The organism is Edaphobacter sp. HDX4 (assembly GCF_036877565.1).
Classification (GTDB): domain Bacteria; phylum Acidobacteriota; class Terriglobia; order Terriglobales; family Acidobacteriaceae; genus Edaphobacter.
Genome location: NZ_JAEDXW010000005.1, coordinates 57029 through 80757, shown reverse-complemented (window position 1 = coordinate 80757; position 23729 = coordinate 57029). Strand labels below are relative to the sequence as shown.

Here is a 23729-nt window from a genome sequence, read left to right as displayed (position 1 = left end):
AACTGGAGATGTGTTCAGGCGCGGCTGCGGCCGCGCATTCCGCTTTCTTCCAGTGTCTCGATCTCAGAGACGACTTGTGCGGCTTCATCTTCCAGAGCCGCTCGCTGTTCCGCATAGTCCTGCTCTGGATACTTGCCTGCAAGATACTCGAAGTTCAAGTCGCGCAGGTTCTCATAGATGACGTCTTTGCGTTCTCGCAGGTAATCGATGCGAGTCTTGTCCGCCTGAAAGAATGGGTTCTTTTCCGGCCAGAAGATGAACGCAAACAAGATGATCGTAAGGGCGATGCAGGCGATAGCTCCCATCAGTACTCCGTCTCCCGGCGAATACGTGCTCGCAGAGCATCGTCACCGCCTGACGCGCCCCCAGGTAAACCGGCGGCGGCAGGATGCGTGGAAGTGCGCTTACGCCAAAGTGTGATCAGGAACCCTGTACCCACCGTCGCAAGCAGGAAGACTGCAAATGGGGCGATCCAGGCAGCGTTATCGAAACCGCCGCGGATAGGTGCGGCGAGCACGGTAGGCCCGTACTTTGCGGAGAACCAGTTCAGAACTGCGGTATCGCCTCCGCCGGAGGCGATCTGCTGGCGCAACTCGCCAATCATACGGTCCGAGTCAGGACAGCCAACGTGATTGCACTCCAGTAGAATCTGGCCGCAACCGCAGACGCAGACCATCTCATGGCCCAGCCTCCCGAAGCGCGTGTTCGCATCGGCAGCGCCCAGAACCACCAGAAACAGAAGACACACTGCTGCACCCTGGCACCATCGTCGAAGTGTCATAAGTTCAAGCATGATGGACCTCTGCTTCAGAGACGGGCAAGGGAACTGCGACCTTCGCAGGAGCCGGAACCCGAGTCATATTGGGCACAAGAGCAAGGAAGGTTCCGAGGACCACGATCAAGACACCGATCCAGATCCAGTTCATCAGCGGATTGATGAAGACCTTGATGATCGGTTTATCCGTATCAGGGTTCTTGCCCTCGTAGATGACATAGAGATCTTCGGCGAGGGTGGAGTGCAGCGCGACCATCGTCGAAGTTGTCTGGCTGGCGTTGTAGAAACGGCGCTCGGGAGCAAGCTGGGTGATCTTCTTCGAGTTCTTGAAGACATCAAGCAAAGCGTATTCCGTGTCGTAGTTGGGATTGCTGTCTTGCGTGAAGCTTTGGCACACCAGACGGTATGGTCCCAATTGCATGCTGTCGCCGAAGCCCATCTCCTGCTCACGAGACTGGTTGAAGGCTCCACCTGCTATGCCGATAAACATGACGACGATGCCGAAGTGAACCACATAACCGCCATAGCGACGGGTATTTCGGCGGACCAGCAGGATCGTTGAGGCAGCCAGGTTTTTGCCGGTCTGGGTTCGAACGACAGCCGCTCCTCGCAGGAACTCGGCTCCAATGGCTGTGATGACTCCGGCGGCCAGTGTGAAGGTGATGAGCGAGAACAGCTCGGCCTGCATATCGTCGCCTGAGTTCCAGGGCCTTACGCCGCAAGCGATTACGACGATGAAGGCGACGGCCATGGCTACAGACGGCAGAATGAAGTTGCGTCTGATGGAGCGCAGGGAGGTCGATCGCCACGCCAACAGGGGACCAATGCCCGTAAGGAAGAGAAGGAAGATCCCGATCGGCAGGTTGACCCGGTTGTAAAACGGCGCACCGACTGTGACTTTGGATCCCTGAACATATTCGCTCAGGACCGGAAACAACGTTCCCCACAGAACGGTGAAACAGGCAGTCAGGAGAATGAGGTTATTGAACAGGAAGCTCGATTCACGGCTGACCAGGGACTCCAGCCTGTTCTCGCTCTTGAGATGGTCTTTTTGCTTGAAGAAGGTGAAGAGACAGACCGCGAAGACAATAAGGATGAAGCCGTAGAACCAGCCTCCGATGGAGGACTGTGCGAAGGCGTGAACGCTGCTCACGATGCCCGAGCGAGTCAGCAGGGTACCCAGAATGGTGAGCAGAAAGGTTGAGAAGATGAGCCAGACGTTCCAGCTCTTCATCATTCCGCGCTTCTCCTGCATCATGACTGAGTGCAGAAAGGCTGTTCCTGTCAGCCACGGCATGAGGCTGGCGTTCTCAACCGGATCCCACCCCCAGTAGCCTCCCCAACCGAGTACGCTATAGGCCCAGTGTGCGCCGAGGAAGATGCCGCAGGTAAGGAATAACCAGGTCACCATGGTCCAGCGGCGGGTGATATGGATCCATTTTTCTCCTGGATACCGCATCATCAGGGCGCCAAGCGCGAAGGCAAATGGAACGGAAAATCCGACGTAGCCGAGATACAGCATGGGCGGATGAATGACCATCTCCGGATACTGCAGGAGAGGATTCAGCCCAAAGCCGTCCTGAGCGACCGGTCCTGGCTGAATGGCAAACGGGGGCGCGGCGAAGTTCAGCAGCAGGAGGAAGAAGACCTGGATCCCCGCCAGGATGGTGGACGCGAACGCAGACAGGCGCACGTCTACCTTGTGGCGTATTCGCAGAACGAAGCCGTACGCACTCAGTAACCACGCCCACAGCAACAGGGACCCTTCCTGGCCGCTCCACAAGGCAGAGAACTTATATGCCGTGTTGAGATCGCGGTTGGTGTGGTGCAGGATGTAGCTGACGGAGTAATCGTTTGTGAAGGCAGCCCAGACCAGCGCAGTTGCGGCACAGCTGAGGGCGAAGAAACTGGCCAGACCGGCGCGACGAGCCGTCTCCCCAAGGCGTCCAGAGCCTTCCCCTCCGGCGATCATTCCGGGTTGCGACCGGGATCTCCATAGAGCGATAGCGCCCATAACCAGCGTATAGGTACTGAGAACGAGGGCGAGAAGTAAGGCAAAGCTGCCGAACTCAGGCATGGGGTGGGTTTGCATGAATTCCTCTCCCCATTGTCTCAAGGCCTTGGGCAATCAAGCAATGAAGAGAGCGGAGATGTAACGTTTATCGCGCAGTTTCAGGCGGACGCCGGGGTGGGGACCTCCTCAAGGCGGCTGCCTGAGTTGGTTGAGCGCATAAGATCCCAGACACATTTCAGTAAAAGGTCCGGTAGGAGAGGCTTGGTTCGGAATTCAACGTTCAAATCCTGATACTCTCCGCAGGCGTCTTCCATTCCACTGATAACCAGCACTGGAAGCTCCGGCATGATGCTGCGGATCTCCCGGACGAACGCACTTCCATTCATTCCCGGCATGATGTGGTCGGTGATGACGAGGTCGATCACGTCAGACTGCTTACTGTTTTGGAGGTGCTCGATCGCCTTGACGGGATGAAGTGCCGCGATAACGGTGTATCCGTTGCGTTCCAGAATGGTTCGCCGAACGGTGGCCTGCAGCGCGTTGTCGTCCACCAAGAGAATCGTGTTCTGATGCATCTGCAACTCCAGGGAGAAACTCAACAAGTAGAGTCAGATTGCATTTCTCCTGAACCAGGAATGCAGGCAATCCGCCCAAAAACGTGATTTACTCCTACTTAATTGCTGCCATGGCAGCGGTACACAATAGTAAAAGTCTAGAGTTTTCGGGTTCTATAAGGTAGGGATGCAGAATCTTATCTTGGGGGTTTCCCCGAATCTACAGTAGCTTACTATTCCTTGAGGTTATTATTCAGGGCGTCTATGAAAAGACGAGACTTTGCTGGACGCATGCAGGATAACAATCTAAAGTTGCCGAAAGAAAGAAAGCCTGCGGAATCTAAGGGTAAGCCGTGACACTGTCCATCATCGACTGGCTGATCATGCTGGTCTATTTCATGTTTGTTCTTGGGATTGGATTTGCGCTCAAGCGCTATATGCGCACCTCCAATGATTTCTTCCTCGCGGGGAGATCCATTCCTGCCTGGGTCTGCGGACTCGCCTTCATCTCAGCGAATCTGGGTGCCCAGGAAGTCATCGGTATGGGTGCATCCGGAGCGAAGTACGGCATCAATACCAGTCACTTCTACTGGATTGGTGCGATTCCGGCGATGGTCTTCGTCGGAATCTTCATGATGCCGTTCTACTACGGCTCCAAAGCCCGCTCGGTTCCTGAATACCTTCGTCTTCGTTTTGATGAGAAGACGCGCGCCATCAATGCGTTTTCCTTTGCAATCATGACGGTGCTGTCCTCGGGAATCTCCATGTACGCGATGGCGCTGCTTATCCAGACCCTGGGACTCTTCCACGGAATCATCCCGGATCCGTACATCTTTCACGTCTCCGTCTTCCTTTCAGCCATCATTGTTCTCGCCTACATCTTCCTTGGTGGCCTGACGAGCGCCATCTACAACGAGGTACTCCAGTTCTTCCTCATCGTCGCTGGCTTCGCTCCTCTGGTGTGGATCGGCTTGCGCAATGTAGGGGGATGGCAGGGCATCAAGCATACATTGCCCGCCACGATGACGCACTCCTGGCGCGGTATGGCGCATGCCAACACCAATACTCTTGGTGTGGAGTGGATCGGTCTCTCGATGGGACTCGGTTTTGTCCTGAGCTTCGGATACTGGTGCACAGATTTTCTTGTGATTCAGCGCGCGATGGCGGCTGATTCAGAAGTCTCAGCCAGACGTGTGCCTTTGATCGCTGCAATCCCCAAGATGTTTTTTCCCTTTTTGGTGATTCTGCCCGGTCTCATCGCAGTCAGCGTCAGTTCTAAGGTAGTTTCGTCGGGGCAAAACCTCTCCGCATCGCAGGCTGTGGTCACGGCTCCAGTAGAGGGAGCCCAGCCCCACGGCATCGTACCTCAAAAGATCAATCCTCTTAACGGGAAGCCGGTACTCGACAACCATGGCCAGCCGGTCTACAACTACGATCTGGCGATTCCGGTCCTGCTCTTGCATTACTTTCCGACCGGAATCCTTGGTCTCGGGCTGACTGCACTTCTTGCCAGCTTTATGTCGGGGATGGCGGGAAACGTGACCGCGTTTAATACGGTCTGGACCTACGATATCTACCAGGCCTACATCAACAAGAAAGCCACAGACGCTCACTATTTATGGATGGGCCGAATGGCTACCATCGGGGGCATTCTTCTCTCCATCGCTGCCGCATACGCGGCAACCAACTTCAACAACATCATGGATGCCTTGCAGTTGGTGTTTTCGTTCGTCAATGCTCCGCTGTTCGCGACCTTTCTGCTTGGGATGTTCTGGAAGCGCACGACCGGTCATGCAGCGTTTGCGGGACTGATCGCAGGAACCCTGGCGGCTCTCCTGCATCACGGACTTAGCATCCCTGCGAATACCGCGGCAGGTATTCACGGTGGCTGGATCGCAATCGTGCATCACTATCCCAGCGATATGGCCCAGAACTTCTGGACGGCGATCTTTGCGTTCTCGGTCAACCTGGTCATCACCGTCGCTGTAAGTCTGGTTACGCGTCCACGCGAAGATCACGAACTCGTGGGCTTGGTTTATTCGCTTACTCCCAAGCCTGTCGAGACTCACCTGGAGTGGTATCAGAAGCCATCCACGTTGGCCTTCGGGGTCCTTGCGATGCTCGTCGTTCTCAACCTCGTCTTTGCATAAGATCGAGAGGACCGTTGTTTTGCATTCTGCTGCAGGAGCTTGATCTATGGGACTCGATATTCGCATTCCGCTGGGGCTGATCTTTCTCGTGATTGGCGGCATTATGACGGGATATGGCCTCATCACGCGCCATTCAGCAATCTACGCCCGATCGCTGGATGTAAACCTGAACCTTGGGTGGGGCCTCATCATGTTTCTCTTCGGACTGGTGATGTACCTCATAGGCCAACGGCAAAAGTGGCAGGATGATCCGGTGAATCCCCGTCCCTGGGAGCGAAAAGCCGGCCGGTAGAATCGATAGCCGCAGGTGCTGATCCGGGAATATGCATTCGCAGATCAGATACCTGATTCCTCGTCTCGAACCTTTCCCACGCATCCGCTTGCGATAATGGAAGCATGAAGCGGCGCATCATCAAGCAATATGAGCTCATTCGCAAGATAGGGACTGGTGGAAGCGGTGTGGTCTTTCTTGCCAATGACACTCTTCTTCAGCGTCCCGTAGTGATCAAGTTGCTGAAGCGTGGCAACCTCACCATCGAACAGATGCGCGCCACCCAACTGCGCGAGGCGCGTCTCGCCTCGGCCATCGACCACCCCAATGTTTGCGCTATCTATGACGTAGGCGAAGCTCCGGCTGAGGCGGGCGAGACTGAAGAAGCATACATCGTGATGCAGTTCATCCCCGGTAAGTCACTCGACAAGATCATCGTCGAGGGAGCCTCGAGCCTGCAGCTGGTGCTCTCTGCAGGAATTCAGATCGCCGATGGTCTCTCCGCGGCGCATTCGCTCGGCATCTTCCATCGCGACCTAAAGCCGGCCAACGTCATGCTCACGGACGGTGGGCTCATCAAGATTCTGGATTTTGGTCTTGCTCGTCGCCTCTCTCTCGACAAGACTGACTTCGACCCATCCGGACCAGCCGATCCCCGCTCGCTTCCGCCCCTTGGGGCAACCTATACAGCTCGAGGCGGCACGATCGCCTATATGGCACCGGAGCAGTTTGTCACTGGCCAGTCGTCGGTCCAGTCCGATCTCTTTGCCCTCGGCCTGATCCTCTACGAGCTGGCGACTGGCAGGCATCCTTTCCATCGGCCGGACGCTCCTGATTTCCAGACGATTCGAGCGACGCAGTTCGCGGATCCGCCGGCGTTGCGCGGAATCAACCCCTCGCTTCCGGTCGAATTAGAGAGCGTCATCCTGCGGTGTCTGGAGAAACAGCCGGCAGCACGCTTTGCTTCGGCTGCAGACATCCGCGAATCGCTGAAGACGGTGATGCGATCGATGCAGCTCGATACCGTTCTGATGCCCGGAGGTGAATCTCTCTCTCTTCACTCTCAGGGACACCGCGCGCTCGAATCCCCGGAAGAGGAGAAACGTACCACCGGCATTCTTTCCATGCTTGCAGAGCGTTTTCGGGAGTCCGGACCCTCATCCAGCAGCAGGGAAACCAACAGTATCGTCGTACTTCCTTTTATCAACTACGGACCTGCTGATGTCGCGCCTTTGTACGGTTATGCCCTGGCGGATGCCATCGCGACCCGCCTGGCGCGAGTGACCTCGCTCGTCGTTCGACCTTCCAGTTCGCTGACAACGATTCCTACTCAGCAGCTCGATCCCCTCAGCGTTGGCAAGAAACTGCTTGTCGATTTCGTTCTGGCGGGCAACTTCCTGCGATCCGAGAAAGGGTTCGATCTCAACTGGCAGATGCTGGACGTCTCCCACCAAAGCGTCCGAGCAGGCGGCTCCATCAATGTGGCATCGTTTGACCTTGTCAGCGTTCAGACGGAGATATGCGACGAGGTGTTCAGCACCTTGCAGGGGGTAGGGGGGCTTCGAACAACAAAGGAAAATCATCGCGCCCCGTCTCTTTCAGAGGACGTTTCAGAAGAGTACCTTCAGGCGCGGGCGCTGCTGTCGTCCTTCATGACACGTACTGGAAGCCGTGACGATCTGGATAGGGCACGGCAGCTATTTGAGTCGGTTACAAAGACGAATGAGAACTATGCTCCTGGATGGTCTGGCCTGGGCATTACGCACCTTCAATACACTCGCCACGGGCTGGGCGGCCAGATGCATCTGCTGGAAGCTCGTCGTGCGTTCGATCGTGCCTTGCAGCTGGATCCAGGCTCTGTGGAAGCGAACCTCTACCGCGTGTACATGCTTTTGTCTCGTGGTGAGAAGGAATCCGCCCGCCACGGCATCGAGCACCTGCTGCATACAGCAGGGAACGATTGGAACGTTCGCATGGTTGCAGGGATCGCGTTGCGCTTCGATGGCATGTATGAAGAGGCGCTGGAGCAGTTTAACGTCTCGCTGCGAATGAACCCATCAAACGCCGCGATGATCTACAACCACCGTGCCCGTGTCTACCAGTATCAAAATCAGCTTGAGCTTGCCGCCGACGAGATTGAGAAGGGATTGACGCTTGAGCCTCGCCAGCCTCTTATCCGGATCTCCAAGGGGTATCAGCAGATGCGCATCGGAGACCTGCCAGCTGCGATCGAGACCCTCGAAAGCGTCGTTCACGATGAGAAATCGGTTCGTATTGTCTTTCCCACCATAGCGCTGTGCTACACCCAGCTGGGAGACCGTGAGAAGGCAGCAACGTTCATCATCGATGAGACGCTTGCAGCGGCTGAAGCCGACAGCGAAATGGCTTATCGACTGGCTACCTACTTTGCCGTCGATGGAGACGAGAGCGAGGCCCTCCACTGGCTGCGTCGTGCAATCTACCTGGGCAACGAAAATTATCCGTGGTTTTCAAAGAACCCAGCATGGAAGCGCCTCTCTGGCCATAATGACTTCGAACGAATCTTGGAAGACCTGAAGAAGAGCTATCGTCGGAATCAGAAAAACTGGAGACGCCTGCTGGCTCAGGCTCGAGATTAGCCGCTGTACGTGCCAAGGAAAGAGCGAGCCGAGGCCCGCTCTTTCTGTCTTCCAAGCCGTTTCCCTATTTGATCGATGCTCTCATGTCTGTAACAACGCCCGCTGTCGCAGGCATCAGCTGGGCTGCATTGACCGGCTTCAGGATGAGGGGAGTCGTCAGGCTGAATACCAGTCGGGAACCTTCCTGGAGTGTCGCTTGCCGCTCCTGCTTGAGCCACATGACCGTGCTGGCTCCTGCTCCGATTCCTGCACCGACAACTGCTCCAACCCCGCCCCCGATCAGAGCTCCCGCTGCGGCTCCGCTACCAGTCGCCAAGGCCGAGACCGCGAGGGTCTCCTTCACGCGGTCTCGACGTTTCAGGGTACCTTCCCTGTCAACGTTGAAGTTATTCAGCGTTGTGTCTATCAACTGCGCGTGGATGACATATTTCGTGCCGTCGGGTAGCGTGACGCTCTCTGGCTCGAGGTGGAGTGAGGCTGCGCCCGAAATGCGGCGGCCCGCATGTACGGATGTCACCCGCCCCTCAAGAATGGAACCGATGGGGATGATCACTCGATCATGATTAGTGATCGGCGCCATGATCTCCGCTGTGAAGGTGGTTCCCGGCTCCGAGGTGGCGGTAGAGATCTGGTCCCGCATCTTCACACGCAACAACGTTCCTTCACTGATCTCCCCCTCGCGCTCCGGCACGCTGGTTACGATCTGCCCGTCCACGTCTTCCTGATGCCTTGCCAGATCGTCTTGAGCCACTTCAGGGTCTTTGGCAGCGGCCTTATCAGGGACGTATGGGCTGTAGATTTCGGTCGCCGATTCAGGCTTGGCTGCGGATGGCTTTTCCTGCGGTACTGGACGCCGTGCTGCTTCGCCGGTCGAGGTTGCAGGCGAAGTGGCTGCATCCCCGTTGTCCGCGTCGATGATGACCGGCTCAGGGTTGGACACTCCAGTCCGCGTGTTCTGAGCTGCCAGCGGAAGTGCGACAGCGACGAGTGCGACAGCAGAAATTCTACGAATCTTCATGCGCTTCCATCCTCCGGGCAGGACACGGCATTTTGTTCACGTTCCCTGGCCCTCACCTCGAGTTTAAGACCTCCAATCCAGGCTTTTGGAAAATCCGGGTGAGGGAATCGAGACTGCTACTACACCGCTGGGCACCTCGCTGATACCGTTTTTGGCCCAGAGCCGTCGTTCGCACGGTCTGCGAAACCCTTGCTAAAATCCAACAGGTGACGTTCAAAGGCTCAAATATCGTGGAGACAATCGGTTTAGCTGGTGGCCGTAGCTTTCCTGTAGACCGCCGTCCCAAGCTGAATGAGCGCCTCGCCCATCGCATCGTCCCCCAATCTTTTGAATCACCTAACGACAGGAGCAACATGACTGAGATCGTCTCGATTCACGCCCGCGAAATTCTCGACTCTCGCGGCAATCCAACCGTCGAAGCTGACGTCATTCTCGATGGTGGCGCTCGTGGACGCGCTGCTGTGCCCAGCGGAGCCTCTACCGGAGAGCACGAGGCCGTAGAACTTCGTGACGGTGATAAGGAACATTATCTGGGTAAGGGTGTTCTCAAAGCGGTTGAGAACGTAGAAAGCATTCTGTCACCTGAACTGACTGGCATGGACGCCTCCAATCAGCGATTGATCGACGCGACCATGATTGCGATTGACGGAACCGAGAACAAGGGCAAGGTCGGCGCAAACGCAATTCTCGCCGTCTCAATGGCCGTCGCCCGTGCCTCCGCGCTCGCTCTCAAGGTTCCTCTCTATCGTTACATTGGCGGAGTCAACGCCTGCCTCCTGCCCACCCCCATGATGAACATCCTTAACGGCGGATCCCATGCTGACTCGAATGTCGATTTTCAAGAGTTCATGGTGATGCCGGTCGGCGCCGAGAGCTTCTCCGACGCACTCCGTTGGGGAACCGAGACCTTTCATACCTTGAAAGGTGTTCTCAAGAAGAAGGGATACAACACGGCTGTCGGCGATGAAGGTGGTTTTGCGCCCAATCTGAAGTCCAACGAAGAGGCTCTCGATCTGATCCTTGAGGCAATCCAGATCGCCGGCTATCAGCCGGGCGAAGACATTGCGATTGCTCTCGACCCCGCATCCAGTGAGTTCTACGACAAAGCGACCGGCAAGTATGTCTTCAAGAAGTCCGACAAGCGCGAACTCAGTTCGGCTGAGATGGCCGCTTACTGGCAGGAATGGACCGAGCGGTATCCCATCATCTCCATCGAGGATGGTCTGGCTGAAGATGACTGGGATGGCTGGCAGATTCTCACCACCGCCATCGGCGACAAGGTGCAGCTTGTAGGCGACGATCTCTTCGTAACGAATACCCGCCGCCTGCAGCAGGGAATCGAACAGAAGATCGCCAACTCGATCCTGATCAAGGTGAATCAGATCGGCACCGTCTCGGAGACGCTTGATGCCATCGAACTCGCCCGGAGATATGGCTATACCTCCATCATCAGTCACCGCTCAGGCGAGACGGAAGATACCTTCATCGCAGACCTTGCTGTCGGAACCGGTGCCGGCCAGATCAAGACCGGATCAGCCTCTCGAACCGACCGCATTGCGAAATATAACCAGTTATTGCGCATCGAGGAAGAATTGGGACAAGCTGCCCAGTTTCTGGGAGTAGAATCCGTCAACTTCGGCGAGTAGGTTGTCCGTTGCTTCTACGCCGGTGTGGAGAGCACCGGCGTACAGTTTTTAACCTTAGATTTAGGCTTGTTCGTAGCCTAGGATGAATTTCCCTTCGAGGTGAGTGCAGAATAGACGAAACAATCCTGTTCCAATCGCCATCCAGGCGGCAGGAGTCTTCTCTTCAATAAGTGAAACTTTAACCTGCGTACTTCGTGAAAGGGGTCATCACGTGCAACTTGGAATGGTAGGACTGGGAAGAATGGGAGCAAACATGGTGCGCAGGCTCATTGCGCACGGTCATGAATGTGTGGTCTATGATCGCTCGCCTGAAGCGGTTTCAGAGCTGGCGAAGACCAAAGGTGTTATTGGCGCTTCCTCGCCCGAGGATCTTCTCAGTAAGCTCGCTCCTCCGCGTCCTGTCTGGTTGATGATTCCTGCCGGCGTGGTGGATCAGTCGATTGCGCAGTTTGTGCCTCACCTTGAGGCCGGCGACATCCTGATCGATGGCGGCAACTCTTATTACATCGATGACATTCGTCGCTCGAAAGAGCTGTTGCCGAAGCAAATTCACTATGTCGACGTTGGAACCAGCGGGGGAGTTTGGGGACTCGATCGCGGCTACTGCATGATGATCGGCGGTGAGGACAAAATCGTCCAGCACCTTGATCCAATCTTTCAGGCGATTGCGCCGGGGACAGGAGATGTGCCGCGCACGCCGGACTTCGACAAGGTAGGCGGCACGGCGGAGCAGGGATATCTGCACTGCGGCGCGAGCGGTGCCGGACACTTCGTCAAGATGGTGCATAACGGAATTGAGTACGGCATGATGGCTGCCTATGCGGAGGGACTCGGCGTCCTCAAAGGAGCAAACATCGGCAAGCACACTGCAGAGATCGATGCGGAGACCACCCCGTTGCGCGACCCGGAGCACTATCAATACGACTTCAATCTGCCAGCAGTCGCAGAGGTGTGGCGGCGCGGTTCTGTCATCGCCTCCTGGCTGCTGGACCTGACGGCCTCGGCGCTGGTCGAGGACCATGAGCTTTCAAAGTTCAGCGGTCGCGTCTCCGATTCAGGCGAGGGAAGATGGACCATAAAGGCTGGAATTGATGAAGGAGTTCCGACGCCGGTTCTCACCACTGCGCTCTACGAGCGGTTCAGCTCGCGCGGATTAGCTGATTTCTCCGATAAGCTTCTTTCTGCGATGCGCTATGAGTTCGGCGGTCACCTCGAAAAGCCATCTGACAAATAACCTCCAACCTGCAAGGAGACATCCTTTTGAGCACGCAAGCTCCCACCGTTCAGCCCATTATTCCCTCCGACGCACTTGTCTTTTTCGGTGCTACCGGCGATCTTGCCTACAAAAAGATCTTCCCCGCGCTGCAGGCAATGACTCGGCGCGGAGATCTCAACGTCCCTGTGATCGGGGTCGCCAAGGCCGGATGGAATCTGGATCAACTGAAGGCGCGTGCTCAGGACTCGCTCGAAAAGCATGGTGGCCTCGACTGTGATGCATGGCAGAAGCTCTCCTCGCTGCTGCGTTACGTGGATGGCGACTATGCAGATGCCGCGACGTTTACGGCTGTTCGCAAGGAGATGGGGGCGGCACAACACCCAGCACACTACCTGGCGATTCCGCCTTCTCTCTTTGAGAAGGTCGTGGAGCAGCTGGTGAGCACCGGTTGCTCCCGAGGCGCCCGCATGATCGTCGAAAAGCCCTTCGGTCATGACCTTGCTTCTGCGCGTCAACTCAATCGGGTGCTGCTTGCTGCGTTTCCTGAATCCCAGATATTTCGCATCGATCACTACCTTGCCAAGGCCCCCGTACACAACATGGTCTCTTTCCGCTTCTCAAATGCATTTCTCGAGCCTCTTTGGAATCGCGACCACATAGAAAGTGTCCAGATCACCATGGCGGAGAACTTCGGCATTCAGGGCCGGGGAGCGTTTTACGACCAGAATGGCGCTATTCGCGATGTGATGGAGAACCATGTCTTCCAGGTCATGTCCAATCTGGCGATGGAGTGCCCGGCGCGGCACGACAGCGAATCGATCCGAGACGAAAAGGTCAAAGTCCTGAAGGCCATCCCAGCGATCGAACCATGTAATGTTCTTCGTGGACAGTTTCTCGGCTATCACGACGAGAATGGTGTAGCTCCGGATTCCACGGTCGAGACCTACGCCGCCATGCGTCTCGAGATCAAGTCCTGGCGATGGGATGGCGTGCCCTTCTACCTGCGTGCGGGGAAGAATCTCCCGACCACCTGTACCGAAGTAATCGCCAAATTGCGCAAGCCGCCTCAAACCAATCTGACCGATCCAGCCCCGCAGAACTATCTTCGTTTTCGAATTCTTCCGGAGATGACGATCGCAATTGCAGTCTCCGTAACGGCACCCGGCGAGAACGGACAACGTTCGCTTATCGAGCTTGAGGCCTGTCGCCATCCCCGGCCAGAGGATATGGAGGCATACGAGCGTGTTCTCTCCGACGCCATGGCCGGTGATTCAACCCTGTTTGCCCGGCAGGACTATGTAGAAGAGGCATGGCGGATCGTCGATCCTATCCTCCACCAGCCGACGCCGGTCTATCCGTACGCGCCGAATACCTGGGGACCAGAGAAGGATGTTCCACCCGATGCACTGGGCCGTGTCACGCCTCCGGGCCGCTGGCAGCTCCCTGTGCCCAGCGCCTGAACCCGCGTCTTCTGGCCTCTCTTTGCCTCACGACCCATCCCCAGCGGGTCGCTGAACGTGCGAATTTAGCCCTGCTGGCTCATAACGTCAGAGATGATCCGCCCAGCGGCGAGCGCACTCGCGTAGATGCTGCTAGAATCTATTAAATCCACTCCTCGGAGAGGCAATGCAGGCAATCTTGGCGCTCGAAGACGGGCGCATCTTTCGCGGCAAAAGTTTTGGCGCACGGGCGGAGTGCTCCGGCGAAGTGGTCTTCAATACATCTTTGACCGGGTATCAGGAGATCTTCACCGATCCCTCCTATGCAGGCCAGATCGTCGTTCTTACCAATCCTCACATCGGCAACTATGGAACAACTCCGCAGGATGCCGAATCGAGGAAACCATACATCGAAGGTCTCGTTACACGTGAGTTTTCTCCTGTCAGCTCGAACTGGCGGTCTACTCAGGTAGCTGACGAGTATCTGGAGCGCTACGGCGTCCCCGTAATCGCTGAGGTCGACACTCGTGCCATCGTCCGTCATCTCCGTGCCAATGGAGTTATGCGCGGTGTGATGGCCAGCGGAGATAATCTCGATGCGGAGGCCATGGTCGCCAAGGCGCGCTCCATCCCCAGGATGGAAGGCACCGATCTGGCGAGTGTCGTCAGCACAAAAGAGCCGTACAAGTGGGATGCGACCGAGCCCAAGAATCAGACTGGCGACCCTCTGCTGAAGTCCGCACTCGCGAACGATCAGACCCTCCATGTGGTCGCCTACGACTTTGGAATCAAAGAAAACATTCTGCGTATGCTGTCGCGCGAGAACATCAATGTCACTGTCGTACCCGCGAAGACTCCGGCCGAAGAAGTTCTCGCGATGAACCCAGATGGAGTCTTCTTCTCCAATGGACCCGGCGATCCCGAGCCACTCGACTACGCCATTGAAAACGTGCAGAAGCTGCAAGGGAAGACGCCGATGTTTGGAATCTGCCTCGGCCATCAGATCTTCGGTCTGGCTCTCGGTGGCAAGACATACAAGTTGAAGTTCGGTCACCACGGCGGGAATCACCCCATCATGAATCACCAGACGGGGAAGGTTGAGATCACCGCACAGAACCACAACTTCAATGTTGACCCCCAGTCTTTACCGGATGCCGTGGAAAAGACGCACACCAATCTCAATGACCAGACGCTTGCAGGGCTCCGTCATAAGACCGACCCCATGTTCAGCGTGCAATATCATCCGGAGGCCAGTCCTGGCCCACATGACTCTCACTACCTCTTCAAGGACTTCCGCAGAATGATGGAAGACTGGAAGAAGTGAATGCACGGACAAGAACGGGCACCCGCGAAGAAGAGAGAACGTTCTCTTTGTGGACCGCTTTCTTTGTTGCTGCATCCTCATTGCTTTGGCTTTCCAGAATTTATACCCGAACCAGATCGAGGCTTTGGTTTGATGATGCATTCATGTTCTATAGATATGCCGAGAATCTCCATAACGGATTTGGGATGAGCTGGAATGCTGCGGGTCAGCATACATTTGGCGAGACAAGCCTTGTATGGGGGGCGGCGGTTTGGCTGCTTACCTTTTTCCCCGGAAATCCAGGGTTCAAACTCCAGTTGTTGAGCAGTATCTGTTCAGGTCTTGCGCTGGTGGCGATTGCATGGACCGTATCCTCACTGGCTCGAAGTAGCTACCTTCGGCACTGGATGAATGTATTGCCCCTTGTAGCGCTCCCTTTACTGGTGGCCCCGGTCTTTTTGGATAATCTTGCAACAGGCATGGAAACGATGTTGGCGATGGCTATGGTCGCAGCTTATGTGGGCGCGCTTTTGCATTGGTTGCAGGGGCGCAGATCGTCGCTCTTGTGCGGCATCGTCGGAATTTTGCTGTTGCTCACTCGTCCTGAGGCAGGGATCGTCGTTGTTCTTTTCCCATGCGCAGCATTTTTGTTATTGAAGACGCAACGTACCGTCCGAGACCTTACATGGTTTTTCGGCAGATTTGTCGTGGGGATTGTAGTAATCGGGGTGTTAACCCGCTTCTATTTCGGAACTGCTTTACCATTGAGTTTTTATATAAAGGGACGGCATTTTTATGAGGGTTACAAGAGGAGTTGGACCCCGGCAACCTCGTTTGTCCAGTTTCTGGCTGCGAGCGGCCTTTATCTCGCAACGATAGTTCTTTGTGTGCGCAGAGAAACCTCGGCGCTCATCTCTGCATTCACCCTTCCGTTACTAGCAGTATCTTTTTACCTCCTGACGGTACTCCAGATCATGGGGTTCTCTGCACGGTATTACCTGCCCTATCTTCCACTGATCGTGATTCCATCATTATTGACACTCGATCTGGCATTGATTCCGAAACCGAGGGAAATGTCTGAATCGGAAGAAAGACCCATACTCCGATTTGCCGGCTTAGCCATCGTTCTGTACCTGGTTGCACAAAATTATCCTTCTTCACTCCTCTATCATCTGGATCGAACGTTCGAGGGGCGAAGATTTGCTTATGAAGAAGCGGACCGCGTCACGCGCGCCAAACGGCCTCTTCCCGAAATCTCCTGGCGGGAAAGCATCTTCATCTTTGGTGATGGACTGGTCCGCGGATTACCGGCGGGAGCTACTCTCGCAAGTTCGGAGGTCGGTTACATCGGAGCGATTGCTCCTCAGGTTCAGTTGATTGACCTGTCAGGTCTAAACGATACAAACATTGCATTGCATGGATTTCGAGTCGAAGATCTGATCCGGCGCCGACCGGACCTTATATGGCTCCCGCATTCCGATTACACGTTTCAACGTGGACAAATGTTTGCCGAGCCTGACTTCCTCAATAAATACATCGTTTTTGATGATGCGCTCCTGTATGGAGTCGCTATCCGAAAGGACAGCCCTTATCGGGTGGTTATCGAGGCAAAATGGAAGCCTTTATGGCAAACGGTCTATCCGGGATATCCGATGGATGACTATATCGTCCAGAGTAGTCGCTGGAGCCGAACGGAACATGAAGTTTTCTAAACAAAATGGAAAGAGTTGAGTGACAAAAGCAGATGCCACGTAGAAACGACATCGCGAAGATTCTTGTGATCGGCTCCGGGCCGATTGTGATCGGACAGTCGGCGGAGTTCGACTACTCAGGCACACAGGCCTGCAAGGCTCTCAAGGCCGAGGGATATGAAGTTGTCCTCGTCAACTCGAACCCGGCTTCGATCATGACGGATCCTGAGGTCGCCGACCGAACTTATATCGAGCCTCTCAATGCCTCCTACCTCGAAGAGGTCATCCGTGCCGAAGCCGAGATGATGGCATCCGGTTCCGGTAAGTTCGCCGTTCTCCCTACGGTGGGCGGACAGACCGCTCTGAACCTCGCTGTCGACCTGGCTGACTCTGGCTTTCTCGAGAGGCACAACGTTGAGTTGATCGGCGCCAAGCTGGAGGCCATCAAAAAGGCTGAGGATCGTCTCCTGTTCAAAGACGCCATGAACAAGATCGGCCTCGATATGCCGAAGTCCCAGCTCGTAAACACCGTGAGTGCCGGGCTAGAGTTCACCACCAAGATCGGGTTCCCCGCGGTCATCCGGCCCAGCTTTACACTCGGCGGCTCCGGCGGAGGTATCGCTTATAACCGGGAAGAGATGACCGAGATACTCTCACGCGGTCTGGATCTCAGCCCGGTCCATGAGTGTCTGATTGAAGAGAGCGTTCTTGGCTGGAAGGAGTATGAGCTTGAGGTAGTTCGCGACCTCAAAGACAACGTCATCATCATCTGCTCCATTGAGAACTTCGATCCGATGGGAGTTCATACCGGCGACTCGATCACGGTCGCTCCGGCACAGACTCTGACCGACCGCGAATATCAGGTCATGCGCGATGCAGCGATTCGCGTCATCCGCGAGATCGGTGTCGAGACCGGTGGCTCGAACGTGCAGTTCGCCGTCAATCCGACGACTGGCCGAATGACAGTAATCGAGATGAATCCGCGTGTCTCGCGCTCCTCCGCCCTGGCATCCAAGGCGACTGGTTTTCCCATTGCGAAGATCGCTGCCCGCCTGGCGGTGGGCTATACGCTCGACGAGATTCAGAACGACATCACCAAGGCCACGCCTGCCTGCTTCGAGCCGACGATCGACTACGTCGTCGTCAAAATTCCGAAGTGGCAGTTCGAGAAGTTTCCCGGGGCTGACGAGACGCTTGGACCGCAGATGAAGTCGGTCGGCGAAGTCATGGCAATTGGGCGCACCTTCAAGGAAGCCATGATGAAGGCTGTGCGTTCTCTTGAAACAGGCAAGCGAGCCACAGCCGATGACATTGAGCCACGCCGCCTGACCCAGCGCCTGGTAACTCCACATCCGGAGCGCCTCGCGTATATCCGTTATGCCTTCGAACGCGGTATGAGCGTCAGGGAAGTGACCCGGACGACGACGATGGATCCCTGGTTCCTGCACCAGATCAAGCAGATCACCGACGAGATCAAGGCCATCGGGACTGCAAGCATCGACGAGGTAACGGCCGACCAGCTCCGCACTGCAAAGCGGATGGGGATCTCAGACGAACGCCTTGCTGCAGTCTGGGGTCTGATCGGCTCCGAAGGAACGGCAAAGGTGCGTGCTCTACGCAAGAAGCTCGGCGTAAATCCGGTCTACAAGCTGGTTGATACCTGTGCTGCCGAGTTCGAGAGCTTTACGCCCTACCTCTACAGCTGCTACGACGAAGAGGACGAGGCCCCGCCGACGTCGAAGAAGAAGATTATGATCCTCGGCAGCGGACCCAACAGAATCGGCCAGGGAATTGAATTTGACTACTGCTGTTGCCATGCAGCCTTTGCTCTGCGCGAGGACGGCTACGAGACCATCATGGTCAACTGCAACCCCGAGACTGTGTCGACTGACTACGATACCAGCGACCGTCTCTACTTCGAGCCCCTGACGCTCGAAGACGTACTCGAAGTCTACGAGCACGAAGCAAGTTCAGGCGCCGAGATCGGCATGATCGTTCAGTTTGGCGGACAGACGCCCCTGAATTTATCGCTTCCGTTGAAGAAGGCCGGTGTTCCCATCATCGGAACCTCTCCGGAATCCATCGATCTGGCGGAAGACCGCAAACGTTTCGGCAAACTGATCGAAGAACTCGAAATTCCTCAACCTCAGGGTGCGATGGCGACCAGCGTAGAAGAGGCTGTTGCCGGTGCGAATCGCGTGGGCTATCCGGTGCTGGTACGACCTTCGTACGTTCTTGGCGGACGCGCTATGGTCATCGCATACGACGATGCGGCGGTGGTGCGCTACATGACGACTGCGATCGAGTATTCGCAGGAGCGCCCGGTTCTGATCGACCACTTCCTGGAAGATGCGACCGAGGTTGATGTTGACGCCCTCTGCGACGGCGAGGATGTGGTCATCGCCGGGATCATGGAGCATATCGAAGAGGCTGGAATTCACTCCGGCGACTCCTCCTGCGTGCTTCCAGCGGTCGACATCGCGGCGGACGTGCTCGAGACTATCCGCGACTACACGCGCAAACTGGCCACGGCACTCTCGGTGCGCGGACTGGTGAATATCCAGTTCGCCATCCAGCGCGGCAAGGTCTACGTGATCGAGGTCAATCCGCGCGCATCGAGGACGGTACCGTACGTCTCGAAGGCAACCGGGATACCGCTCGCCAAGATCGCTTCGCGCATCATGGTGGGCCAGAAGCTCAAGCAGCTCCTTCCCGAGCAGGTCGCGTCGGGCAAGGACCTGGGAACCGGCGCGCACTTCTTCGTCAAGTCTCCGGTCTTTCCCTGGGGCAAGTTCCAGGGGGTCGATCCTGTGCTCGGACCGGAGATGCGGTCGACGGGCGAAGTCATGGGAGTCGCTGATAACTTCGGCGAGGCCTTCGCCAAGGCACAGACTGCAGCCGGGCAGCAGCTTCCGTTGAAGGGAACCGTCTTCATCAGCGTGAACGATCACGATAAGAAGGGTGTCGTAACCCTGGCGCGGCAGTTTGTCGAGATGGGCTTTCATCTGGTAGCGACGCACGGAACCGCGCAGGTTCTCGAGGACGCCGGAATGCAGCTGGAACGCGTTTACAAGGTCAAGGAAGGACGGCCAAACGTCGTCGACCTGATCAAAGGAGGACGGATCCAGTTGATCGTCAATACGCCTCGCGGACAGGACACGTTCTTCGACGAGAAGGCGATCCGGCGGGCTGCAGTCCAGGCCCGGATACCGACTATCACAACGCTTGCTGCTGCGCGCGCTGCCGCAGAAGGAATCAGTTCGCTGCAAAGCGGCGACCTCAGCGTCTATGCGCTCCAGGCGCTGCACGCCGGGCGCTAGGAAAGGATCGATCGACCATGCTGATGGAAGGTCTTCATCTGCCCCTGACAACTCCGTTCTATCCCGATGGGCGGCTGAATCTTCGGAAGCTGGAACACAACGTCGGCCGCTACTCGAGAACTCCGGCCGCTGGAATGGCCGTGCTGGCGGAGACGGGCGAAGCGGCATTGTTGTCGGACAGCGAAACTCGCGAGACGATGGAAACGGCGATTCGCGCGGCTGCGGACAGCAAGGTGATGACCGCCGGAGTCTCGCGCGGGAGTGTTGCCGGGACGCTGGAGCTGGCAGAGTTTGCGGCTTCGGTCGGCTACGATGCAATTCTGGTCAAGCGGCCTGCGTCTTTGCGGGAGAACCAGCCCAGGGAGATCCTGACGTTTTTCCAGGCGCTAGCCGATCGCTCGCCGCTTCCGGTTCTTCTTTATTCGACTGGATCCGCCGGCCTTCCGCTCGAACTGGCCGGAGAGCTGGCCTCGCATCCAGGTGTGATCGGTCTCGTAGAGGAGACGGTATCTCAGGACCGGATCGCGCGAATCCTGGAGCTGACCTCTTCGGTGCGCCGGGAGGTCACGGTCACGACCGTCTTTGCTGCGGTGACCGGACGCATGCGGTCCATGAAGAACGATGGGGCGGCGACGTTCGTCTCGGCGGAGAGCCTGGGCGGCGGCGCAGCTGTGGCGACGGCGGCTCCGAAGCCTGCTATCAAGACACGGACGAAGACAATCGGATTCCAGGTGATCGCAGCCAGCACGGCGAACGGTCTGACCGGTCTGCGCTCCGGGGCATCGGGGTTGATGCCGGGGTTCGCTGCGGCTGCTCCTCAGGGCTGCTACGAGGTCTACGCGGCCTGGAAGGACGACGACCAGCCGCTCGCCGATGAAAAGCAGGCGCGCCTAGCGCCTGCGGTTGCGTTGGTGGAAGAGGAGCTTGGAGTTCCGGGAATCCGGTACGGTTGCGACCTGAACGGATACTTTGGCGGCCGTCCACGTCTGCCCCTGCTGTCCCTGACGGCGGAGCAGCGGCAAGAGGTGGAGAGGGTGATGGCCGGGATTCGCAACTGACCTCCCCCCGTACACTTTTTGCGCAAAATCTTCTAATGATGAGACTTAGTTCCGGACCTCCGTGTTTGGAGATGTGACGCTGTGAAGATCAGAGCAGTTCTCGTCGCTCTCGGTCCCTACATTTAGGATAGCTGCCGGAGAAGGGTGAATCGGCATTTCTATCCAGCTGAAAACAATAGTTTTGCGCGGCAAGTGACTTGACAGGGTCTTCTGACGATTCCAGCCAGAAGGAGAAACCCTTCCTTGAGGAACGACCGAGCAGAAATCAACCCATAGAATGGTTTAGTGAGAGACGATTTACCTTTGAAAAGAGACGTGTTGCTTCGGGTGACGGAGCGCCGCGGGATTTACTACGGCTGGGTGGTTTTGCTGGCCGGCACGGTTGGCATCATCATGAGCGTGCCCGGTCAGACCATGGGTGTCAGCATCTATACGGACTCGCTGCTGTCGAGTCTGCACCTGACCCGGGTCGAACTGAGCATGGCTTATATGCTGGGCACGTTCGGATCGGCTATGCTGCTGCCGTTTGTGGGACGCCTTCTGGATTCCGTCGGGTCAAGAGTAGTTGCGGTCGTTGCCGCAGTGGGGCTTGCCTTCTGGCTCCTGTTTCTTTCCGCCAGTCCGTCTATCAGCCGTGCGCTGTCCTCGGCCACACATCTTTCGGCGGAGTGGAGCGGAGCGCTGGTCGCGTTTGTCGGCTTCCTGGGGATCCGGCATTTCGGGCAGGGCGAGCTTACGATCGCCTCCCGAACGATGATGGGACGGTGGTTTGAGAGGCGCCGAGGCCTGGTGCTGGGGATCAGCGGCCTGTTCGTCGCGTTCGGGTTTGGGGTGGCACCGCTTGTTGTCAACCGGTTGATCCTGCGTTTCGGCTGGCAGAGGTCTCTCACGGTCCTGGCTGCCGGGTCGTTCATCATGGCGGTGTTTGCATGGATCACCTTTCGCAAATCGCCGGAGGCCTGCGGGCTGGTCATCGATGGCAAAAGGTCACAAATTGCCGCAAAGGACAATGCAGAGGAGCAGCAGCAGTATTCCTTTACGGCGCAGCAGGCGAAGAAGACGATTACGTTCTGGGCATTCAATCTTGGGATGGCGGCGCAGGCGATGCTGTTTACGGCGATTACATTCCATATGGAACGAATCGCCCAGCTGAACCACATGAGCAATGCCAAAGCGTTCAGTGTCTTTTTGCCGGTCGCAATCGTTTCGACCTCAGCGGACCTGCTGGGAGGTGCGATCAGCGACTGGATTCCTCTGAAATACCTGCTCGCCGTGATGCAGCTCGGGATATGTATCGGCCTGCTGGGTGTCCGGTCCTATGGAACGACGCAGGGATTTCTACTGACGGCTCTTGGCTTCGGAATGGGGAATGGCCTGTTTTCGCTGCTTTCGAGCGCCGCATGGCCGAAGCTGTTTGGCAGAGAGCACCTGGGGGCGATCTCCGGAGTCAATATGAGCTGGATTGTTGCGGGCAGCGCCGTGGGACCGTATCTGTTCAGCCTGGGAGACTCTGCGACAGGGGACTACAGGATGATTCTGGTGGGGAGCATGATTCTACCCGTTGGAATCCTGATTACCTCGTTGTTCGCAAACCAACCCTTGCGTGACAAGACGAGACCTGGAGTTTTAGCAGGGGATTAGTGCCTGGGAACGACGGTGACGCCCATGCCGCTTAGCTTGCTGCGCGCCTGCATGGCTTCAGGGGAGTTGGGGAAGCGCTGAATCAGGGCGCGGAGCTCGCGGACGCCTGCATCGTTCTGCTTGAGGGCGAGAAGAGCCTGGCCCTTGTGGAGATGGGAGACGGGCACCTTATTGCTGTCGCCATACTGCTCGATGACGCGGTCATAGCTCTTGATGGCGTCCTCGTAGTGTCCGGCGCGATAGGCGATCTCGCCCTGGTAGTAGGAGGCGTTTCCTGCAAGGGGGTGGTCGGGATAGGACTTGATGACGTCTCCGAACTCGGAGGAGGCGAGCTGGTACTTCGCCCCCATGTAGTCGCCGAGGGCGGTTTTATACAGGTCGTCTACTGGGGGCGCGGCGGGAGCGGCTGTGGGCTGAGGCGCCGGAACTACCTCCGACATGGGAGTTCCGGCTGCGGGTTTTCCCCGGCGCACCGGAGCTGGCGTGGTTGCAGCGGGAGGAGGCGTGCTGGCCGGTGGCGCAGCGTTATCTGCCGGGATTCCGCCGCCCGTTGCCGGTGGGAGGTTCGCGTTCATGGTCTGCTGCTGGCTCTGGATGTCCTGGGCGATCTTTTCCAGGCGTCCCATGCGAGCCTTTAGCTCATCGAGGGAGTCATTGAGCGCCTGAATCTGCCCGGAGACCTGATCGACCTTGGTGTCCTGATTCTGCTGACGGTTCTGTAGCTGCTTCTGCAGCGAATCGATGTTGAGGGACATGCGATTGACCGAGTCAGCGCTTTGCTGAACGAGGTCCTTCATCACGCCCATACGCTCATCGTTGGACTGCTGCAGACGGGCGACGGCGTCCTGGAGCTGTTGTACCTGGGTCTGAAGCTGAACGATCTCCTTGCTGACCGCGAAGGCGGGAGATGCGGGAAGGAGAAGCGATGCAGCGAAGACCGCGCAGGCCATCGAGACCGAACGTCTGAAGATGGGGATTGAGATATTCATGGCGGCTTTCCGGCTTTTCTTTATTC

17 protein-coding genes are annotated in these 23729 nt (G+C 56.8%); 11 read left to right on the top strand and 6 right to left on the bottom strand.

Features of this window, described 5'->3' with window-relative positions:
- Positions 1-14 precede the first annotated feature (14 nt).
- The 4 genes from JAO29_RS06955 to JAO29_RS06940 all read right to left on the bottom strand — a co-directional run bounded on the left by JAO29_RS06955 (position 15) and on the right by JAO29_RS06940 (position 3364).
- Entirely contained in the window at positions 15-305 is a 291-nt protein-coding gene (locus JAO29_RS06955) for a hypothetical protein (RefSeq protein WP_334267469.1), read from the bottom strand.
- A complete protein-coding gene (locus JAO29_RS06950) occupies positions 305-793 on the bottom strand; it encodes a cytochrome c-type biogenesis protein (RefSeq protein ID WP_334267468.1) in 489 nt (162 codons plus the stop codon). The genes JAO29_RS06955 and JAO29_RS06950 overlap by 1 nt, the downstream gene beginning before the upstream one ends.
- Positions 786-2867 carry a heme lyase CcmF/NrfE family subunit gene (locus JAO29_RS06945; protein ID WP_334267467.1) on the bottom strand — a complete coding sequence of 694 codons (2082 nt, stop codon included), beginning with the start codon at positions 2865-2867 and terminating at the stop codon, positions 786-788. Before JAO29_RS06945 ends, JAO29_RS06950 begins: the two co-directional genes overlap by 8 nt.
- A gap of 80 nt (positions 2868-2947) precedes the next feature.
- On the bottom strand, positions 2948-3364 hold the full coding sequence (locus JAO29_RS06940) for a response regulator (RefSeq protein ID WP_334267466.1): 417 nt from the start codon (positions 3362-3364) through the stop codon (positions 2948-2950).
- A gap of 332 nt (positions 3365-3696) precedes the next feature.
- On the opposite strand from JAO29_RS06940, the gene JAO29_RS06935 reads away from it, so the two are divergent.
- The 3 genes from JAO29_RS06935 to JAO29_RS06925 all read left to right on the top strand — a co-directional run bounded on the left by JAO29_RS06935 (position 3697) and on the right by JAO29_RS06925 (position 8382).
- On the top strand, positions 3697-5493 hold the full coding sequence (locus tag JAO29_RS06935) for a sodium:solute symporter family protein (protein ID WP_334267465.1): 1797 nt from the start codon (positions 3697-3699) through the stop codon (positions 5491-5493).
- 46 nt (positions 5494-5539) lie between these two features.
- Positions 5540-5785, top strand: a complete 246-nt coding sequence (locus JAO29_RS06930; RefSeq protein ID WP_334267464.1) for a hypothetical protein — start codon at positions 5540-5542, stop codon at positions 5783-5785.
- 104 nt (positions 5786-5889) lie between these two features.
- Positions 5890-8382 carry a protein kinase domain-containing protein gene (locus tag JAO29_RS06925; RefSeq protein WP_334267463.1) on the top strand — a complete coding sequence of 831 codons (2493 nt, stop codon included), beginning with the start codon at positions 5890-5892 and terminating at the stop codon, positions 8380-8382.
- Positions 8383-8446: 64 nt separating this feature from the next.
- On the opposite strand, the gene JAO29_RS06920 is transcribed toward JAO29_RS06925, so the two are convergent.
- Complete coding sequence (locus JAO29_RS06920; protein ID WP_334267462.1) at positions 8447-9400, bottom strand: hypothetical protein; 954 nt, start codon at positions 9398-9400, stop codon at positions 8447-8449.
- A 353-nt stretch (positions 9401-9753) separates the two neighbouring features.
- On the opposite strand from JAO29_RS06920, the gene eno reads away from it, so the two are divergent.
- The 8 genes from eno (at position 9754) to JAO29_RS06880 (ending at position 22714) form a co-directional block, all read left to right on the top strand.
- Complete coding sequence (gene eno / locus JAO29_RS06915; protein ID WP_334267461.1) at positions 9754-11046, top strand: phosphopyruvate hydratase; 1293 nt, start codon at positions 9754-9756, stop codon at positions 11044-11046.
- Between the two features lie 211 nt (positions 11047-11257).
- Positions 11258-12280 (top strand): phosphogluconate dehydrogenase (NAD(+)-dependent, decarboxylating), encoded by a 1023-nt coding sequence (gene gnd / locus JAO29_RS06910; protein ID WP_334267460.1) that lies wholly within the window; start codon positions 11258-11260, stop codon positions 12278-12280.
- A gap of 26 nt (positions 12281-12306) precedes the next feature.
- The gene (gene zwf / locus JAO29_RS06905; RefSeq protein WP_334267459.1) at positions 12307-13722 is read left to right on the top strand and encodes a glucose-6-phosphate dehydrogenase; all 1416 of its coding nucleotides are present in this window, start codon (positions 12307-12309) and stop codon (positions 13720-13722) included.
- Positions 13723-13888: 166 nt separating this feature from the next.
- A complete protein-coding gene (gene carA / locus JAO29_RS06900; protein WP_334267458.1) occupies positions 13889-15025 on the top strand; it encodes a glutamine-hydrolyzing carbamoyl-phosphate synthase small subunit in 1137 nt (378 codons plus the stop codon).
- Entirely contained in the window at positions 15022-16716 is a 1695-nt protein-coding gene (locus JAO29_RS06895; protein ID WP_334267457.1) for a hypothetical protein, read from the top strand. The genes carA and JAO29_RS06895 overlap by 4 nt, the downstream gene beginning before the upstream one ends.
- A gap of 32 nt (positions 16717-16748) precedes the next feature.
- On the top strand, positions 16749-20015 hold the full coding sequence (carB, locus tag JAO29_RS06890; protein ID WP_334267456.1) for a carbamoyl-phosphate synthase large subunit: 3267 nt from the start codon (positions 16749-16751) through the stop codon (positions 20013-20015).
- A 17-nt stretch (positions 20016-20032) separates the two neighbouring features.
- Positions 20033-21073, top strand: coding sequence for a dihydrodipicolinate synthase family protein (locus JAO29_RS06885; protein ID WP_334267455.1), 1041 nt, complete (start codon positions 20033-20035; stop codon positions 21071-21073).
- A gap of 303 nt (positions 21074-21376) precedes the next feature.
- Positions 21377-22714: an MFS transporter gene (locus JAO29_RS06880; RefSeq protein ID WP_334267454.1), complete on the top strand. Its 1338-nt coding sequence runs from the start codon at positions 21377-21379 to the stop codon at positions 22712-22714.
- On the opposite strand, the gene JAO29_RS06875 is transcribed toward JAO29_RS06880, so the two are convergent.
- Positions 22711-23703 (bottom strand): tetratricopeptide repeat protein, encoded by a 993-nt coding sequence (locus JAO29_RS06875; RefSeq protein ID WP_334267453.1) that lies wholly within the window; start codon positions 23701-23703, stop codon positions 22711-22713. The two genes, JAO29_RS06880 and JAO29_RS06875, sit on opposite strands and share 4 nt — an antisense overlap.
- Positions 23704-23729: the final 26 nt, after the last annotated feature.

Coding starts and splice junctions, on each gene's coding strand:
- JAO29_RS06955 (WP_334267469.1), bottom strand. CDS start 305: ATGGGAGCTATCGCCTGCATCGCCCTTACGATCATCTTGTTTGCGTTC.
- JAO29_RS06950 (WP_334267468.1), bottom strand. CDS start 793: ATGCTTGAACTTATGACACTTCGACGATGGTGCCAGGGTGCAGCAGTG.
- JAO29_RS06945 (WP_334267467.1), bottom strand. CDS start 2,867: ATGCAAACCCACCCCATGCCTGAGTTCGGCAGCTTTGCCTTACTTCTC.
- JAO29_RS06940 (WP_334267466.1), bottom strand. CDS start 3,364: ATGCATCAGAACACGATTCTCTTGGTGGACGACAACGCGCTGCAGGCC.
- JAO29_RS06930 (WP_334267464.1), top strand. CDS start 5,540: ATGGGACTCGATATTCGCATTCCGCTGGGGCTGATCTTTCTCGTGATT.
- JAO29_RS06925 (WP_334267463.1), top strand. CDS start 5,890: ATGAAGCGGCGCATCATCAAGCAATATGAGCTCATTCGCAAGATAGGG.
- JAO29_RS06920 (WP_334267462.1), bottom strand. CDS start 9,400: ATGAAGATTCGTAGAATTTCTGCTGTCGCACTCGTCGCTGTCGCACTT.
- eno (WP_334267461.1), top strand. CDS start 9,754: ATGACTGAGATCGTCTCGATTCACGCCCGCGAAATTCTCGACTCTCGC.
- carA (WP_334267458.1), top strand. CDS start 13,889: ATGCAGGCAATCTTGGCGCTCGAAGACGGGCGCATCTTTCGCGGCAAA.
- carB (WP_334267456.1), top strand. CDS start 16,749: ATGCCACGTAGAAACGACATCGCGAAGATTCTTGTGATCGGCTCCGGG.
- JAO29_RS06885 (WP_334267455.1), top strand. CDS start 20,033: ATGCTGATGGAAGGTCTTCATCTGCCCCTGACAACTCCGTTCTATCCC.
- JAO29_RS06875 (WP_334267453.1), bottom strand. CDS start 23,703: ATGAATATCTCAATCCCCATCTTCAGACGTTCGGTCTCGATGGCCTGC.